Consider the following 15,928-nt stretch of genomic DNA (forward strand, 5'->3'; position numbering starts at 1 on the left):
TAACCCATATATCATCATCTTATCAAAATATCCCCTTTTATATATAAAAAAGCATCCTAAACGGATGCTTCCATCAAATGATATTTTTTCAAAATACGATAGGTAATTTCTTTTGCTTCTATGCCGGTGCCTTCGATATTTGTGGCGAAGATGTAGGTTTTGTTTTCATGTTTGATGAAGCCTGCGTACCAGCCGATGCCTGAGCCGGAGCCTGTTTTTCCGTATAGGGTGGCATGTTTCTCTTCTTCTTGGATCATCATTCGTTTGACGGTTCTCATGACAGACAGGTCAAATGGAAGACTTTCTTCATATAGCTGTTTGAGGAAATGGACTTGTTCTACTGGAGAAATTTTCAACGAACTGCTTAACCAAAATTGATCGATTCCTCCTGATATGTCTTCGTTCCCATAATGAATGGCTTTCACCCAATGACTCATGCGTTCTTCTCCGATGTCACGTGCCATGGCTTGATAGTACCAGACGACTGAATCTCTCATACCAGAGCCCAGTGTATGATCCTTATTCCAGTTATCAATTTCTCTTTTTACTCCGTCCCAATATTTGATGTCGTATTCATCTCTCACTGCGCCTGTTTGGAGCCCGATGAGGGCATTTGCCACTTTAAATGTCGATTGTGGGGCAAAGCGCTTGTTCGCTCTTTTTTGGTTATACACCCATGGCGATTTTTCTTTTACTTCTTGGATGACAAATGTGCCTTCTCGGTCTTTCATGAATTCATCTACTGACCACGCTGGAGATGTTCCCTCACTTGATGAAGGCTGGCCGATACAAAATGCCATCAGCATGATGGTGCAAAACAGCCATTTCATATGCTTTTTCTTCAAAAAAACCGCTCCTTTTCCTATGATTTGTATCGATTGTAGCATGCCTGAGTGATGAGACATAAGGGACGCTTGTCCTCTTTTCTGTCAAATAAAAAAAGCCGGTTTCATCCGGCTTTCTGATCATATTAGCTTTCTTTTTTCTCTTCAATGGCCTGCCTCGCGATTTTTGAAATCGTCATATCATCCATTGGCGGGTTATGGAGCCCAGCCCGGATATCTCGGTAGTAACGCTGAAGCGGACAGCCGAGGCTTAAGCTTTTTGCACCGACTAAACGCATGGCTTTATCGACCACTTGCAGACTATGATTAACGACTGTATGCTTCACAGCACCGAATTCATTGATTAACAGCTCTCTTTTCTCAGGCTTTTCATACAATGTTGTCGTTGAATAGATGACGTGGCGTGCTTGCTTTAATAGTAAATCAATTTCGCCAATCAGTGTTTGGACATTCGGCAGGTCACTAATCGTTCCGCTGATACTGTTCGGTGAATGTGTGATGGCATACTGTACAGCATAGTCTCTTGCCGCTTGTGCAATTCCTAAATAGCAGGAAGGAATATGGGCGATCCAAGGGTTTAACGTACCGCCCCGAGGTCCTTTTTGCACTTCAACAAGCATATCATCTGATACCACAACTTGATCTAAGATTAAATCATGGCTTTCTGTTCCTCTCATGCCGACAACATCCCATGTTTCTTCTATAGAAACACCTTCTGTGTCACGGTGAATTAAGAAGAATCCCATCGCCTCTTTTTCTTCGATCCATACACCGACTAAAAAGTATGTGAGAGCTGGTGACATTGTTGTGAAAATTTTACGTCCATTGATCACCCAGCGATCACCTGATTTCATCGCTGTTGTCCCAGGCTTGCCGCCTCTTGTTGGGCTGCCTGTCTGCGCCTCACTCACAGCGCGGTTGACAAGGGCGCCCTTCTTCACTTCTTCCGCAAAGAATTGCAGCTGCTTCTCATTCCATAGTTTCTTTTCATAAATTTCACCAACAACTCCTTGGTGCCAGCCAATCGATAAGGCAGTCGCTCCGTCCATGCTGCCAAGCGTTTCTTGAAATAGAACCATATCTGTTACAGATTGACCCCCGCCTCCATATTCAGCGGGAAGAGACAGGGCTGTATATCCCATGTTTACTAATGATTCGATATTCTGTTTAGGAAAATAAGCGCCTTCATCATGTTTTTTTGCGTTTTGTTCAATCGTTTCACGAAGAGATTCCAGCTGATTAAGCCATGTTTTTTGAAAATCGGTATCGACAAATAATGCTTTAGACAAAACGTATCCAACTCCTCTGTTTCTCACAATCTATGATATCTCATTTTTCCAATCGGAATGAATAAAACACACTTTACTTATAGGATTTAATGTGTTAAATTTTATCAATATTAAGTACATCTGTCAAAGGAACGTGATGCTTTTATGATCTCAGCTACTAATCTACATAAATCTTATGGGCTGACCCATGTGTTAAAAGGCATTGATTTCACCGTTCAAGAAGGTGAAGTGGTCGCAATTATTGGACCGAGCGGATCAGGAAAAACAACACTTCTCCGCAGTTTAAACAGCCTCGACATTCCAGACAAAGGAGAGCTGACTGTTGGAGAAGCCACGATTCAATTTGAACGATATCATAAAAAAGATCTTTTAAAACTAAGGCAGCAATCTTCCATGGTGTTTCAGCATTATCACTTGTTTCAAAATAAACGAGCACTTGAAAATATTACAGAGGGATTGATTGTGTCCCAAAACATGTCTAAAAAAGAAGCTGAAAAGGTTGGAGAGCAATTTTTAGCGCGGATTGGACTGCTTCATAAAAAGGATGCATTTCCGAGTGAATTATCTGGCGGTCAGCAGCAGCGGATTGGAATTGCCCGCGCTCTTGCGATGAATCCTGCGGTGCTTTTGTTTGATGAACCAACGTCCGCACTTGACCCAGAGATGGTCGGAGAAATCCTTGAAATGATCAAAGATATTGCGAGCCAAGGGATGACGATGGTCATTGTGACGCATGAAATTTCGTTTGCAAAGGACGTAGCGGATACCGTGATCTTTATGGCAGATGGGGAAATCGTTGAAAAAGGCTCCCCAGAAGACGTCCTCATGAAGCCTCAGCATGAACGAACGAAACAATTTTTATCTAGGATTCATCGCGGAATGTGGCAAGGATCGGAGGAAGACATATGAAACAAAAGACAGCATTCATGACAGCTGGTGTCCTTCTGATTCTCCTCTCCCTGATTGGCTGCAGCAGTGTGAAAACAACAACAGATGATGGAAAACAAATTGTGAAAGTCGCACTGAGTGCAGAGGTCAATCCACCTTTTTTAGCCACAAATGACCGAAACGAACCGATTGGCTATAACATTGATTATTTAAATGAAGTGGAAAAGAGACTTCCACACATACATTTTGATTACATCTTTGGCGAGGAAGAATCCAATTTAATTGGTGTTGGCGCAGGGAAGTTTGAAATGGCAGCTAATTGGTTTTTCAGTAACCCTGAACGCGAAAAACGGTTTCTTTATCCTCAAGTTCCGTACGGCTATTCGATGACAGGATTAATTGTGAATGAATCAAACCGGGATATTCAATCGCTTGATGATATGACATCAAAAAAGCTCGCTCCTGTCAGTCCCAGCGGCGGATTGCGTTCCATATTAAATCAATATAATGAAGAACATGATCCAGATATTCCGCTGACAACCATTGAAAGCCCTTCAAATGAACTCAACTTAAAGCGCGTTGAAAGCGGACGGTCTGATGCGGCTTTTATGAATATTTCGACCTTCGATACCATACAAAAGCATCTCAACCTAAAGGTCAAAGTTGGCGGCATTGTGTCAAAGGAGCCGATTTATCTTGTCTTACAGCCGAGTGAGAAGCAGCTTGCAGCAGATTTGGACCGGGTCACACAAGAGATGATTGATGATGGAACACTACCTAAGCTTGCGAAAAAGTGGTTTGGGGTTGATTTCTTTCAAGATATTGACTACATCTCAGAGCAAGGCTATCAATATGAAGAAAGGAAGGAAGCGTCATGACGTTTACAGCTGGAGATTGGCTGCGAATTTTTTTACAGGTGCTTGAACGCCTGCCACTCACTTTTCTCATTATTGCAGTGTCATTGTTTTTTGCCATTCTAATAGGGCTCTTATTTGCATGCATTCGTATAAAACAAATCCCAGTGTTGAAGCAATTGGCTGTTATCTATTTATCTTTTACACGAAGTACGCCATTAATTGTTCAGTTATTCTTGATTTATTTTGGGCTTCCTCAGCTTTTACTTGTAGCAGGAATTCAAATCAATCATTGGGATCGTGTGTTATTTGTGATGATGACGTTCTCTTTACATACGGGGGCTTATTTATCTGAAGTTTTTCGCAGTGCGTATTCGTCTGTTGGGAAGGATCAGCTGGAAGCCGCCTACATTGTGGGGATGACAGATACACAGGCCTTGATCAGGATCATTATCCCGCAGGCCTTTCTCATTGCCCTGCCAAACCTCGGAAATTACACCATTGATCTTGTGAAAGACACGGCGATTGCCTTTACGATCGGACTCATCGATATTATGGGACAGGTGAAGATCATCTTAGGAAATAACTATGGAATCGGCATGTTTGAAGTGTATGTGATCATTGCGATTGTGTACTGGCTCATTTGTATGAGCATTGAACTAGTCACCATGCTGCTTGAAAAGAAATTTGTAAAAGGCCGTACTAGTCTGTCACGTTAAGGAGGCGATTTGATGCAAACCATTGATATTCCATTTGCGATTGACCAAGTACCACATATTCTAAAAGGTGTTCCTTTCACATTATTAATTGCTCTTGTTTCCATGGCTGTGAGTCTTGTGATCGGATCTGTTTTTGCTTTCATTCGCCTCTTTCGCATCCCTGTACTCAGACAGCTCGTTACGCTATACGTCTCCTTTTTTAGAGGAACGCCGCTTATTGTTCAACTGTTCGCTTTCTTTTATGGGCTCCCTTTTCTTCTAACCAGTATGAGCGGCACATTCGGACTGACCTTTCATCCGGATATGGTCTCCCCTTTAGCTGTGGCTCTTATTACCTTCAGCCTGCATTCAGCCGCTCATTTAACAGAGGTGGTCCGAAGTGCACTTCTGGCAGTAGATAAAGGGCAGCTTGAAGCGGCAAAAATTGTAGGCATGACCACACGTCAGGCGATGATACGCATTATTTTGCCGCAGGCATTTGTTGTGGCCTTACCAAACCTAGGCAATCAGCTCGTTCAGTTATTAAAAGCGACATCTCTTGCGTTTACAATTGGGGTACTCGAAATCATGGGTATTTCCCGGATCATTGCAAATGACGGCTATCAGTTTTTAGAAACTTATCTCGTCTCTGCTTTGATCTATTGGCTGCTGAGCATTGTCTTTGAATTAGCCTTTGCATTATTAGAGAAACGTGTCAGTGTATACGGAAGAACTCTCGGACGTTAAAAAGTCGATCAGGCACAAAAACCTGATCGACTTTTTTATTCACCCTTTTTTGGTGTGTTAAATAGTTCTTTTGGTGCGGGTTTGAGCTTTGGTGCAGAGCCGAATACGACAGGTGCAGAAATATATCTGAACTCTCCTTTTCCATCCATGCTGCGGCCATGTGCCCATCTGCCTTGCTTACTTTCTTCCCCTCTTGAGAAGTTAAACAAGTCATAGGATACTTGCTGTTTTTCTAGTGAACGAGGGAAGGTGGTTGGTACGACGACATCTCCTTCTCGCTCTTCTAATTCTTTAATTGCGGCAAGCCACATATTTTGATGGTATGTATCACGAGCAATGAGGAAGGAGAGCATATCTTTGACGCCGCGGTCATCTGTCATTTCGTAAAGTCTTGTGACCTGAAGGCGGCCCTGGGCCTCTGCATTTAAATTGGCTCTGAAATCCGCCATTAAATTTCCGCTTGAAATGATGTATTTGGCATTCCACGGGTATCCTTGACTATCCGCTGCCATTGCCCCTAAACCTGCAACAATCGCATGCTGCGGGTTCATTCCGCCCATGACAGCTGCAAGTGCAGGATCACTTTGGTACGCCTCTTCTTGTTCCTTAACTGGTGCATTATCAAGTAAACGCGCAATCATCGTTGCCAGCATTTCGACATGACCAATTTCCTCTGTTCCCACGTCAAATAATAAATCCCTATATTTTTGATCTGCCCGGCAATTAAAGCCTTGAAATAAATATTGCATCATCACGCTGATTTCACCATATTGACCGCCTAATACTTCTTGTAATTTCTTTGCATACACCGGATCAGGCTTTGAGGGCTTTGCTTCATATTGCAATTCTTTGATGTGATAAAACATGATGTCATCTCCCTTATCAAAAACATCTTTTCACTTATCACTATTCGACCGCAGCTCTCTTTATGAAAATGATATGAATACATAAAAAAAGAGAATGGCTTATGCCATCCTCTTTGTTATCTTACTTATTCAGCACTGACTAAAATTTTCACTTGATCTTTTTCATTGATTAATGCATGGAAGCCATCCTCGATCACATCGTCCAGCTTGATTTTTTTCGTGACGAGTGTGTCTGCAGAGAAATAGCCTTTTCTCATTAAGTTTAATACAGATGGGAATACGTCTCTGTAGCCGATAATTCCTTTTACTGTACGTTCTTTAATGACAATGTCATTCGGCATAATTTCTGCGCCTTTTTCCCAAATGCTTACAATCACTGTTTCGCCTGAAATTCTAGTTGATTGGATTGCTTGCTTCAATACAACAGGTACACCTGTCACTTCAAAAGAAACATCGACGCCACCGTTTGTACGGCGAGCAATTTCTTGAACAACATCTTCATACTGAGATGGATCTACAATGATCGCTCCAAGCTCTTTTGCTTTCACTTGGCGCTCTTTTGATAATTCAACTGCATAAATATCAGTAGCACCAGCTGCTTTTAATGCTTCAATGACAAGTAAACCGATTGGTCCGCAGCCAAACACAGCCGCTGTATCCCCAGCTTGTACTTTACTAGAACGAACCGCATATAAAGCAACTGCAGAAGGCTCGACAAGCGCGCCTTGCTCATATGAGATTTCGTCTGGTAATAAATGAAGTAATTCTTCATCGACTGATACATATTCAGAGAATCCACCGCCGCCTCCGGCAAGTCCTAAAAAGCCCATGTTTTCGTCTAAGTTATAAGCACCTTGATGCCCGTGAGTTGCAAAAATAGGTTCAACCACCACTCGATCGCCTACTTTGTAATTGCTCACGCCTTCTCCTACTTCAACAACTTCACCAGAGAACTCGTGTCCCAGTGTAACGGGTGCTTTTTCTTTTGTAAGTGGATGAGGTTCATTCACAGGAATGAAGATCGGTCCGCCTAAATATTCATGTAAATCACTACCGCAAATGCCGCACCATTTTACTTTAAGTTTCACTTTTCCTGGAGCAACTGTTGGTTCATCAATTTCCTCTAGTCGAATGTCCTTTTGATCGTGCCAGCGTAGTGCTTTCATTTATAAGACTCCTTTTCTCATCAATTTAATTAACTTACTTAAATAATGATAACATAATTTTTTTAATTTTCTAAGTAGGATGCACTATTTTTTTGACAGTCAATGGACGAAAGATGACAAAACATAGCAATAGACAGATAAGAAGCATACATAGACACCCAATGATGACGGAAATTCTGATCGATAGAATATGAGCGAGTCCGCCGAATATTCCTGTCATGGTCATCGTCAGAATGGCTTCAACCAAAGCATAAAAGCTGGCTACCCTCCCCATCACCTCTACGGGGATATTTGTTTGATAGAACGTCATAAAACCTGTATTCGCAAATGCTAAAAAGAAGGCTAATATAAAAAATCCACCGGCGGCTGCAACTAGACTGCTGGAAAATGCATAAATAAGATAGCCAAACGCCACAAACAAACTGCCGATTCCAAGCATCAGCGAAACTGACAGCCTTTCGACAATGACCGAATTAAGACTTGCCCCTGCGATAATACCCGCTCCAGCTATACTGACAAGAAGGCCATATTGTGTATCAGTCAGCATCAATACTTCTTTTGCAAAGGCTGTTTCAAGTGAGTCTATGGCCGTAGGAAGGACCGATATCGCGGCACTAAATAATAAATATACCGTCATGATTTGGCGTGACGTCAGACTAAAACGCAGAACAAGCTTTGCATCCTCTTTTAACATTGAAAGGGAAAACCGCTTTTGGGCAGCATCTGTTTTGAGCAAATTCGGTAAACACATCGTTAACAAAGCAGATATCAAGAGGCAGATCGCATTTACATAAATTGAAAGCACAGGAGTCCCGATGAGAAAGAGCAGACCTGCTGCCGCGGGCCCAAGTAAAAATCCCCCGGATTGTAATAAAGAGCGAATGGCATTAAACCGTTTTCGGTTATCCGCCGGGATTAGTCCTGTCATATACACCATCGACGCTGGATGAAACATCGCTTGTGCCATCTGTATGAAAAACACCATGACATATAGGATGATCAGATGTCCTGAGAATAAGGCAAAAGGGATGCATGCAATGAGCAGAGCACGGGTAATATCTAAACTGATCATCACATTCCGCTGATTCAGCCTGTCAATCAAACTGCCGGACCAGCTATTGGTCAAAAGAGAAGCCGCCGGTCTTAGTAAATAAACTGCTGTTACAGCAAGTACAGAGCCCGTTTCTTGAAAAATAAGCAGATGGAGAGCAATCATATAAATCCATTCTCCTATGTTCGCGATCCCGATGGCTCCAAGTAAAATACTCATATCCCGCCAATGTTTTTTCATCATGGTCCCCCCTATTTGTCATAAAAAAATCCCGCCCCCAAGACATGTCTGTCTTGAGGACGGGATTTACTCCGCGTTGCCACCTCAGTTCATTCATCTGTTGCCAGATGAACCTTAGCGGGTGATCATTCACCCTTCTCTGTAACGGGAGAAGTTCGCTGCACCACCATCCGAGGGAATCCGGTGCAGAGCTAAGAGGCTTGGTTCCATCATGCTTCCCAGCTCCTTCTCAGCTTGACGGAGTTCTCTGTGTGGGGCAGCTATGATGTACTCTTCTCTATTTGCGCTGTGTCTTTTTTTCATCACGATCTTCAGCTGAATTGTTACATATTGTACTGCGCCTCGATCAAAGCGTCAATATTTTTTTCATGTTAATCCGCATAAATCATTTTTCTAGTCATGCCGCCATCAACAACCAAATCTGTGCCGGTCACAAATTGATTGTCTTCATCTGTTAAATAAAAACAGGCTTTCACAATATCCTTTGGCGTGCCGACTCGATTGGAAAGATGCTGCTGATGGTCAATTTCTCGAAGACTTTTCTCATCCTTCGTTTCAATCCATCCAGGGGAAATGCTATTCACCGTAATGTGATCCTGACTAAAAGAAACCGCCAAGGCATGAGTAAGCGCGGAAATCCCGCCTTTTGATGCAGCATATGCTTCCGTATGAGGCTCTGACATGGCCGCGCGGGTAGATGAAATGTTCACAATGGAACCGCCGTTTGGATTCTCTTTGATATAACGTGCTGCTTCTCTAGCGCATAAAAAAGTCCCTCTTACATTTGTATGCAGCACATGATCCCACTCATCGACCGTTAACTCATAAGGCGATGCTGTGCACATGACGCCGGCATTGTTGATGAGAATATCAATCGTTTTGCAGTGCTCCGCCGCAAACGACATTAAGCGCTGAATATCCTTCTCCTGTTTCACATCTGTTTTAATGAAATAAACTTCACAGGACTCTTTTCTCAGCTGCTCCTCCAAACGCTTCCCCTTCTCTTCATCTATATCCGCAAGCACCACACGCGCCCCTTCTTTTGCATAACCGCAGGCGATCGCTTCACCAATACCATTGGCTGCGCCTGTGATGATGACGGTTTTATGTTGAAAAATCATCATTCATCCAATCCTTTCTCCATGAGATGTTGTCGTCTATCATATCATTTTGAGGAGTACGCATGAATAAAAAACCCTCTATCGCAATTGAGAGCCATAGAGGGTTTTTAAAAACTAAAATGAAACGAAGAAAAGTGATTAATAGGATCTAATATTTTTCAAACCAATCACCATAAAAACAATCGTAAAAGCTGCTAAAACTGTTATGTCTAATAATAAGATTGATTGGTTGACCGTACCACTCATGATCTCACCAAAACCAGACATCATCCACGTTTGCGGTATAGCCAAAGAGACCTTCTTCATAATGTCTGGAACGATATCTAAAGGCCAATAAATACCACCCAGCATACACGATCCTACGATAACAATTGCACTAAATACTTCAGATTGCTTTTTTGTATGAGATAAGGTGGCAATCATAAAACCTAAACTCACGACTAGCCCTATAACAAATGATCCAAACACTAGAATATGAATTACGTTTCCTAAGTACACATGAAAGAACACAGATAAGACAGTCAAAAGAACACCCAGTTGTATCCATCCAAGGAGGAAATAAGCCACTAAATAGCCCAGAAGCACATATATTTTATGAATTGGACTCGAAAGCAATCTTTGCCATGTATAATCTTTATATTCCAAATGAATAGATGACACAGAGCTTGAAATCGCAAACATCATAAACATAATGGTAAAGCCAAGCGGTATTAAATTTGGTTGCTGGCTTGCTTGATCATCTTGATTTTTTTCAATCAATGAAATGGTGCCAGATTCATTTAACTTGTTCAATGCATTAGAGAGAGAAACACTTTTCTGCTTTTTCACACCCTGATTGATTTGATAAATGATGGTAGCTGTCTCTTTTAAATAAGGAGATAAGACTGCATATTCTTCAGTTTTCTTATAAACTGTCACATCAAAAATTTCTTTATTTTCTTTTAGATGGGACTTTAATTGGTTTGCGACTTTCACAGACGCCACTACCTTTTCTTCAGATACTAAATCTTTTGCGTCCCTTTCAGTCGCCTTTACCCAGAGAAATTTGGTGTTTTTTTCGAGAATTTGAAAAATTTCTTGATCCAGTTTCCCTTGACTAGGCTCTAGAATAAAAGCAACTGTAGGTTTCTTTGAATCAGATGAGGTACTTCCAAAGATAAAACTAAATACGATTGGCATAACAAATAAAAAAATGAGGGTCAATGGGGACTTTAATGTTTCTTTTAACTTTAACGTTATAATGGCTAATATTTTATGCATAACGATGCTTCCTTTCAAAAGACATTCTTAATAAAGCAATGATGAAGAAAGCTAGTCCCATCCCACAGCTAAGTAATAATCCGCTTTGAATTTCACTAAAATCAGCACCTTCCATACTTTTCAAAAACATTTGAAGTGCAAGAGAATTAGGTAAAAAATAGCTGATATCAATCACCCATTGTGGGAATAAGTATAAGGGCACCATACTCCCACCTAAAGCAGCTAACACTTGAGTTCCTAAAATCCCTACACTGTTAAACGTTTTTTCTCTATTGATAAAAGAACCAATCAGCACCCCGAAACCCGCAGCATTTAATATAAAACTACATCCGATCATAACAACAGTAAAAGGCTCTCCCCAGTTCACCTTAAAGACAAAACTAGTAAATAAAATAATGACCGCAAGTTGAATCATACTCATCAAAACAATACCCAATAACTTCCCAACGATGTAACTAGTATTGCTTAATTTTGATACAATCAGCCTTTTATAAACATCTTCTTCTTTTTCCTCTATCATACTTCCAACTAGAAAAACAACAGTCATTAATAAAAAAAGCACACCCATCCCGCCTGCATAGTATTGGAAGGATGTAATCGGCTGGCTGTTGATATGAATATTCCTCTCGTTCACCAGTTCTTTTTTCAGTTGATCAGACGCGATTTCCACTTCTTTACCTTGATTCAACGGCACCAGAATACGATTCATATGATAATTTTGAAAGAATTGCAAAACCACATTTTCCAGAACCATTTCCTGTAAGTTTGAATTAGGCCCTTTCAGAATATTCAATTGCACATGATCATAATTCAATAGGCTTTTTTCAAAATTCGGCTTGATGATTATACCCATTGTAATGTCTCTACTATTTAAATCTTTCTCTAGCTGATTTTTCGAGGTGACCTTCACATCAAATATGTCACTTAGTTCACTCTTAGACACTGTTGAAATAAACATTTTACTTGTAGCGGACTTATCTTGATCTGTTATTCCTACTCGAAATGAATTGATCCTGATTTCACTATCTTTCTTCATGTTATCTCCAAATGCTGCACCTAAAATAGCAATTAATATGATAGGCATAAAAAAAAGTGTAAAAAAGCTTTTCTTATCCCTAAAAAACAATAATAGATCTTTCAGTACAACCCAAATGCTCATATGCTCACCTCCAAACAGCCTAATCTCTCAATTTTTTACTAGTTAAATATAAAAAAACATTTTCTAAGTTTGGTTCTACGATTTCTGCTGAAATAATTTGAACATTTAATGCAGTCACACCTTGAATGAGACGACTTAATAGCTGCTGAGGATGTTGATCAAATATTTTAATTTGATTTCCATGAATCACGATTTCCTTTAACGGATCTTCATCATTTATGTATTGGCACACACGATCTATTTCGCTCTGTCCATGTTCACGTTTAATAGTAAAAATAATTTCCCTTTGATTGCCGACAAGCTCACTTAATTCATGTTGATCCCCCATTGCAATGATCGATCCGTGGTCCAAAATAGCCATTCTTTCACATAAATATTCGACTTCTTCCATGTAATGACTAGTATATATAATTGTCATCCCTTCACTATTTAACATTTTTACTGTTTCTAGTATGTGATTTCTTGATTGTGGATCTATACCTACAGTCGGTTCATCCATGATTAATAGTTTCGGTTGATGCAAAATCGAGCATCCGATATTCACTCTTTTTTTCATTCCTCCAGAGAATACTTTCACTTTGTCATTTGCTCTATCTTCAAGACCAATTAACTGAAGTGTTTCTTGCACTCTGCTTTTTAACTCCTTTCCTTTGAGTCCGTACATTCTCCCCCAAAATATTAAATTTTCTTTTGCTGTTAAATGTAAATATAACGCGATCTCTTGCGGGACAATACCAATCATTTGCTGTACTCTATTTGTTTCTTTGTTTAAATCTAAACCTTCAATCGTTACAGAGCCGCTAGTTGCTCGGATAAGCCCTGTCAAGATGCCAATTAATGTGGATTTCCCAGCACCATTCGGTCCCAATAGACCAAATGATTCTCCTTTTTTTAAGTGAAAGGTTACCCCTTTTAATACCTGCTGATTCTCATAATTTTTCTTAATGTCATGTACTTTTAGCAACCTATCTCTCTCCTCTATTCTGTCTATCGTTCTCTCACATAAGATCCCTTATAATAAATATCATCCAATCAAATCTTAATATATAGTAAAAAAATCTACTAAAGACGTATATTTCCAATCTTTTCATTTTAACATGTTACGGAATGCAGGAGAATAGTACAGGCTTTTTTAAATCTTGAAAACAAAAAACTTACAAGGTGTTCTTGTAAGTTTTTTAATCAATTTATGCGGATCAAATACATTTTCGGTCATATTACAGCACAGGAGTGTCACCCTTCACAAATGTTTGAGTCTGTTTTTTCCAGCAAAGTTTAATCAACATTTTTATTCTTTCCTGAAAAGAGCAATCCAGTCATCCACCTCTATTGATTCTATCTGATCCTCTGTCATGTTCAATCTATAATATTGCTTTATTTTCTCGTTAGCATCTAGCATGTATTTTGTAACGATCTCTTCTTCCTTTAAAGTTTTCGTTGTTCGCTTGACCCATTCTTGAAAAGGGTAACGTTTTTTTCGTTCCATTGATCTTACTTCTTTTATTCCCTCTTTATAAAACAATTCCCGCCATTGTTCTGTAGATAGACAGGACACATGACTTGGGTCTCTTAATCTTTCCAGCTCATTGATAAATAGTGCAAGCTCTTCATCATTTGGCGAAACATTATCAATAAAGAAAAACAGACCATTTGGCTTTAATACGCGAGATGCCTCTTTGGCAAACTGTTGAGGGTGCGGGAAATGGTGTGCTGCAATTCGGCATGTGACCACATCAAATGTGCCATCTAAAAAAGGAAGGCTTTCTGCATCCGCTACTACATAAAAAATTTGTGGATACGCTTTTAAATGAAGTGATGTATGAGAAAGCATCTCTTTCGTTAAATCCGTCGCAAATACTTGATTCACATATGGAGCCAATGCTTTTGCGGTATGCCCGCCACCAGTTGCTATATCGAGGACGATCCAACTTTCTTTTGGAGCTGTCCATTCAACGATTAGATCCAGGTCTGCTCCCTTTGCATGAGTTTGACTCGTCACATACTTTTCTGCATTTCTCCCAAATTGTTCTACAACCCTTCTTTTGGCTTGATCTGAATTCATCTAATTCCTCCCCCTTGAAATGGATTTGTATATTCTATGTGATTTTCCACAATAAAGAGCCGTCCCATTTTATTGAGCGGCTCCTTTCATGTTAAAAATTATCGAGAAAGCATCCCGTGCGGGTCAATGACAAATTTCTTCGCCACACCCGAATCAAAGTCACTATATCCTTTAGGGGCTTGATCAAGGTCAATGACGGTCGCATTGACGGCTTTGGCGATCTGTGCTCTGCCGCTTAAAATGGATTTCATTAGACTGCGATGATATTGCATAACAGGGGTTTGACCTGTCACAAAGGTATGAGCTTTCGCCCAGCCAAGTCCAATTCGCACTTTCAGAGAACCGACTTTTGCATCGGCATCCACTGCTCCTGGATCTTCTGTGACATAAAGCCCTGGAATTCCAAGCTTGCCGCCAACTTTAGTAATATCCATAATTGTATTTAAAACAGTTGCTGGTGCTTCTCCCTGGTCCCCATGACCCGAAGCTTCAAAGCCGACACAATCGACGGCACAATCAACTTCTGGCTCCCCTAAAATATTCGTAATTTGTTCGCCGATTCGATCATGTTTTCGTAGATTGATCGTCTCACAGCCGAAGCTTCTTGCCTGTTCCAGTCTTTGCTCATTCAGATCTCCAACAATCACAGCAGATGCGCCAAGAAGCTGAGCCGAATGTGCTGCTGCAAGACCTACTGGCCCAGCACCTGCAATATAAACGGTTGAACCAGGCTTTACCCCAGCCGTATAAGCACCATGAAAACCTGTCGGGAAAATATCGGAAAGCATCGTGAGATCAAGTATTTTTTCCATCGCTTGATCTTTGTCTGGAAATTTGAGCAGCTGAAAATCTGCATATGGAACCATGACGTACTCGGATTGGCCGCCAACCCATCCGCCCATATCTACATATCCATAGGCAGAGCCTGGACGGTCCGGGTTTACATTTAAGCACACATGGGTTTTTTGTTCTTTACACATGACGCAGCGTCCGCATGCAATATTAAACGGAACGGACACGAGGTCCCCTTTTTGAATAAACTCTACATCTCGTCCAACTTCAACGACTTCACCTGTAATTTCATGACCAAGGACAAGCCCCTCAGGTGCAGTCGTACGCCCTCTCACCATGTGCTGATCACTTCCGCAAATATTCGTCGTCACTACTTTTAAAATGACGCCATGCTCACATTTGCGTCCCACATTGGCTTTAGGTACACCCGGGCCGTCTTTTAAGACCAAATCAGGGTATCCAATATCCTCAACTGCTACTTTTCCTGCTCCTTTATAAACGACACCTTTGTTTCCCGACATGATTTCATTCCTCCCTTTTGTTTAAAAATGAAGTCTCTACAATTTTCTCTATTTCTTAAGCAATTCCCTTCTTCAAACAGCAAATTATGTGAAAAAGAAGGAGATACATGTCTACGTGAGAAAGAAAAATGTGTCTTCCAGTGAAATAAAAAAGAAAATATTGAAAAAAAAGCTAAACTTTTGCAGAACGGTGTCGATATAAGAAATAAGCCAGACAGGTATCCTTAATCGACAAACAAATTCCTTATATATACTATCATTCCTTACACACCTGGCTGGCGCCTATATCACATACAAAAGGCTCTTCTGATGAAGAGCCTTTTTTTATTGCAGGCAAAGAGGCTCCTCTGACAAAGAGTCTCTTTTTTG

General features: G+C 40.7%; 15 protein-coding genes. 4 read left to right on the forward strand and 11 right to left on the reverse strand.

Features of this window, described 5'->3' with window-relative positions:
* Window positions 1-56: 56 nt before the first annotated feature.
* Both blaBPU and MHB69_RS11980 read right to left on the reverse strand, forming a co-directional pair.
* Window positions 57-845: a BPU family class D beta-lactamase gene (blaBPU, locus tag MHB69_RS11975; RefSeq protein WP_280806395.1), complete on the reverse strand. Its 789-nt coding sequence runs from the start codon at window positions 843-845 to the stop codon at window positions 57-59.
* 125 nt (window positions 846-970) lie between these two features.
* The gene (locus MHB69_RS11980; protein WP_340890101.1) at window positions 971-2,134 is read right to left on the reverse strand and encodes an acyl-CoA dehydrogenase family protein; all 1,164 of its coding nucleotides are present in this window, start codon (window positions 2,132-2,134) and stop codon (window positions 971-973) included.
* Between the two features lie 144 nt (window positions 2,135-2,278).
* Between MHB69_RS11980 and MHB69_RS11985 the strand changes: the two genes are divergently transcribed.
* From MHB69_RS11985 to MHB69_RS12000, 4 genes are read left to right on the forward strand one after another with little or no spacing between them, the layout of a single operon-like run.
* Entirely contained in the window at window positions 2,279-3,043 is a 765-nt protein-coding gene (locus MHB69_RS11985) for an amino acid ABC transporter ATP-binding protein (RefSeq protein WP_340890103.1), read from the forward strand.
* Window positions 3,040-3,900 (forward strand): amino acid ABC transporter substrate-binding protein, encoded by an 861-nt coding sequence (locus MHB69_RS11990; RefSeq protein WP_024427907.1) that lies wholly within the window; start codon window positions 3,040-3,042, stop codon window positions 3,898-3,900. Before MHB69_RS11985 ends, MHB69_RS11990 begins: the two co-directional genes overlap by 4 nt.
* On the forward strand, window positions 3,897-4,595 hold the full coding sequence (locus MHB69_RS11995) for an amino acid ABC transporter permease (RefSeq protein WP_046311870.1): 699 nt from the start codon (window positions 3,897-3,899) through the stop codon (window positions 4,593-4,595). Before MHB69_RS11990 ends, MHB69_RS11995 begins: the two co-directional genes overlap by 4 nt.
* Before the next feature lie 12 nt (window positions 4,596-4,607).
* Window positions 4,608-5,321 carry an amino acid ABC transporter permease gene (locus MHB69_RS12000; RefSeq protein ID WP_034279995.1) on the forward strand — a complete coding sequence of 238 codons (714 nt, stop codon included), beginning with the start codon at window positions 4,608-4,610 and terminating at the stop codon, window positions 5,319-5,321.
* Between the two features lie 35 nt (window positions 5,322-5,356).
* Here the strand turns inward: MHB69_RS12000 and MHB69_RS12005 are convergent, their stop codons facing one another.
* The 9 genes from MHB69_RS12005 to fdhA all read right to left on the reverse strand — a co-directional run bounded on the left by MHB69_RS12005 (window position 5,357) and on the right by fdhA (window position 15,559).
* A complete protein-coding gene (locus MHB69_RS12005) occupies window positions 5,357-6,187 on the reverse strand; it encodes a manganese catalase family protein (protein WP_024427904.1) in 831 nt (276 codons plus the stop codon).
* 125 nt (window positions 6,188-6,312) lie between these two features.
* Window positions 6,313-7,353: a 2,3-butanediol dehydrogenase gene (locus MHB69_RS12010; protein WP_024427903.1), complete on the reverse strand. Its 1,041-nt coding sequence runs from the start codon at window positions 7,351-7,353 to the stop codon at window positions 6,313-6,315.
* A 70-nt stretch (window positions 7,354-7,423) separates the two neighbouring features.
* The gene (locus MHB69_RS12015) at window positions 7,424-8,644 is read right to left on the reverse strand and encodes an MFS transporter (RefSeq protein WP_342495589.1); all 1,221 of its coding nucleotides are present in this window, start codon (window positions 8,642-8,644) and stop codon (window positions 7,424-7,426) included.
* Window positions 8,645-9,015: 371 nt separating this feature from the next.
* Window positions 9,016-9,765, reverse strand: coding sequence for an SDR family oxidoreductase (locus MHB69_RS12020; RefSeq protein ID WP_342496236.1), 750 nt, complete (start codon window positions 9,763-9,765; stop codon window positions 9,016-9,018).
* A 138-nt stretch (window positions 9,766-9,903) separates the two neighbouring features.
* Complete coding sequence (locus tag MHB69_RS12025; RefSeq protein WP_342495590.1) at window positions 9,904-11,025, reverse strand: ABC transporter permease; 1,122 nt, start codon at window positions 11,023-11,025, stop codon at window positions 9,904-9,906.
* Complete coding sequence (locus tag MHB69_RS12030) at window positions 11,018-12,184, reverse strand: ABC transporter permease (protein ID WP_342495591.1); 1,167 nt, start codon at window positions 12,182-12,184, stop codon at window positions 11,018-11,020. Before MHB69_RS12030 ends, MHB69_RS12025 begins: the two co-directional genes overlap by 8 nt.
* Before the next feature lie 19 nt (window positions 12,185-12,203).
* Entirely contained in the window at window positions 12,204-13,148 is a 945-nt protein-coding gene (locus MHB69_RS12035) for an ABC transporter ATP-binding protein (protein WP_342495592.1), read from the reverse strand.
* A gap of 324 nt (window positions 13,149-13,472) precedes the next feature.
* A complete protein-coding gene (locus MHB69_RS12040; RefSeq protein WP_041118081.1) occupies window positions 13,473-14,246 on the reverse strand; it encodes a class I SAM-dependent methyltransferase in 774 nt (257 codons plus the stop codon).
* A gap of 98 nt (window positions 14,247-14,344) precedes the next feature.
* Window positions 14,345-15,559: a formaldehyde dehydrogenase, glutathione-independent gene (fdhA, locus tag MHB69_RS12045; RefSeq protein WP_024423097.1), complete on the reverse strand. Its 1,215-nt coding sequence runs from the start codon at window positions 15,557-15,559 to the stop codon at window positions 14,345-14,347.
* Between the last annotated feature and the right edge of the window lie 369 nt (window positions 15,560-15,928).

The sequence above is a fragment of the Bacillus sp. FSL K6-0994 genome, assembly GCF_038630815.1.
Taxonomy (GTDB): domain Bacteria; phylum Bacillota; class Bacilli; order Bacillales; family Bacillaceae; genus Bacillus; species Bacillus safensis.

Bases quoted from the DNA above. Each gene is read 5' to 3' on its own strand.
- MHB69_RS12015 (WP_342495589.1), bottom strand. From the start codon at position 8,644: ATGAAAAAACATTGGCGGGATATGAGTATTTTACTTGGAGCCATCGGG.
- MHB69_RS12040 (WP_041118081.1), bottom strand. From the start codon at position 14,246: ATGAATTCAGATCAAGCCAAAAGAAGGGTTGTAGAACAATTTGGGAGA.
- MHB69_RS12010 (WP_024427903.1), bottom strand. From the start codon at position 7,353: ATGAAAGCACTACGCTGGCACGATCAAAAGGACATTCGACTAGAGGAA.
- MHB69_RS11990 (WP_024427907.1), top strand. From the start codon at position 3,040: ATGAAACAAAAGACAGCATTCATGACAGCTGGTGTCCTTCTGATTCTC.
- MHB69_RS11995 (WP_046311870.1), top strand. From the start codon at position 3,897: ATGACGTTTACAGCTGGAGATTGGCTGCGAATTTTTTTACAGGTGCTT.
- MHB69_RS12000 (WP_034279995.1), top strand. From the start codon at position 4,608: ATGCAAACCATTGATATTCCATTTGCGATTGACCAAGTACCACATATT.
- MHB69_RS11985 (WP_340890103.1), top strand. From the start codon at position 2,279: ATGATCTCAGCTACTAATCTACATAAATCTTATGGGCTGACCCATGTG.
- MHB69_RS12020 (WP_342496236.1), bottom strand. From the start codon at position 9,765: ATGATTTTTCAACATAAAACCGTCATCATCACAGGCGCAGCCAATGGT.
- MHB69_RS12030 (WP_342495591.1), bottom strand. From the start codon at position 12,184: ATGAGCATTTGGGTTGTACTGAAAGATCTATTATTGTTTTTTAGGGAT.
- fdhA (WP_024423097.1), bottom strand. From the start codon at position 15,559: ATGTCGGGAAACAAAGGTGTCGTTTATAAAGGAGCAGGAAAAGTAGCA.
- MHB69_RS12025 (WP_342495590.1), bottom strand. From the start codon at position 11,025: ATGCATAAAATATTAGCCATTATAACGTTAAAGTTAAAAGAAACATTA.
- MHB69_RS12005 (WP_024427904.1), bottom strand. From the start codon at position 6,187: ATGTTTTATCACATCAAAGAATTGCAATATGAAGCAAAGCCCTCAAAG.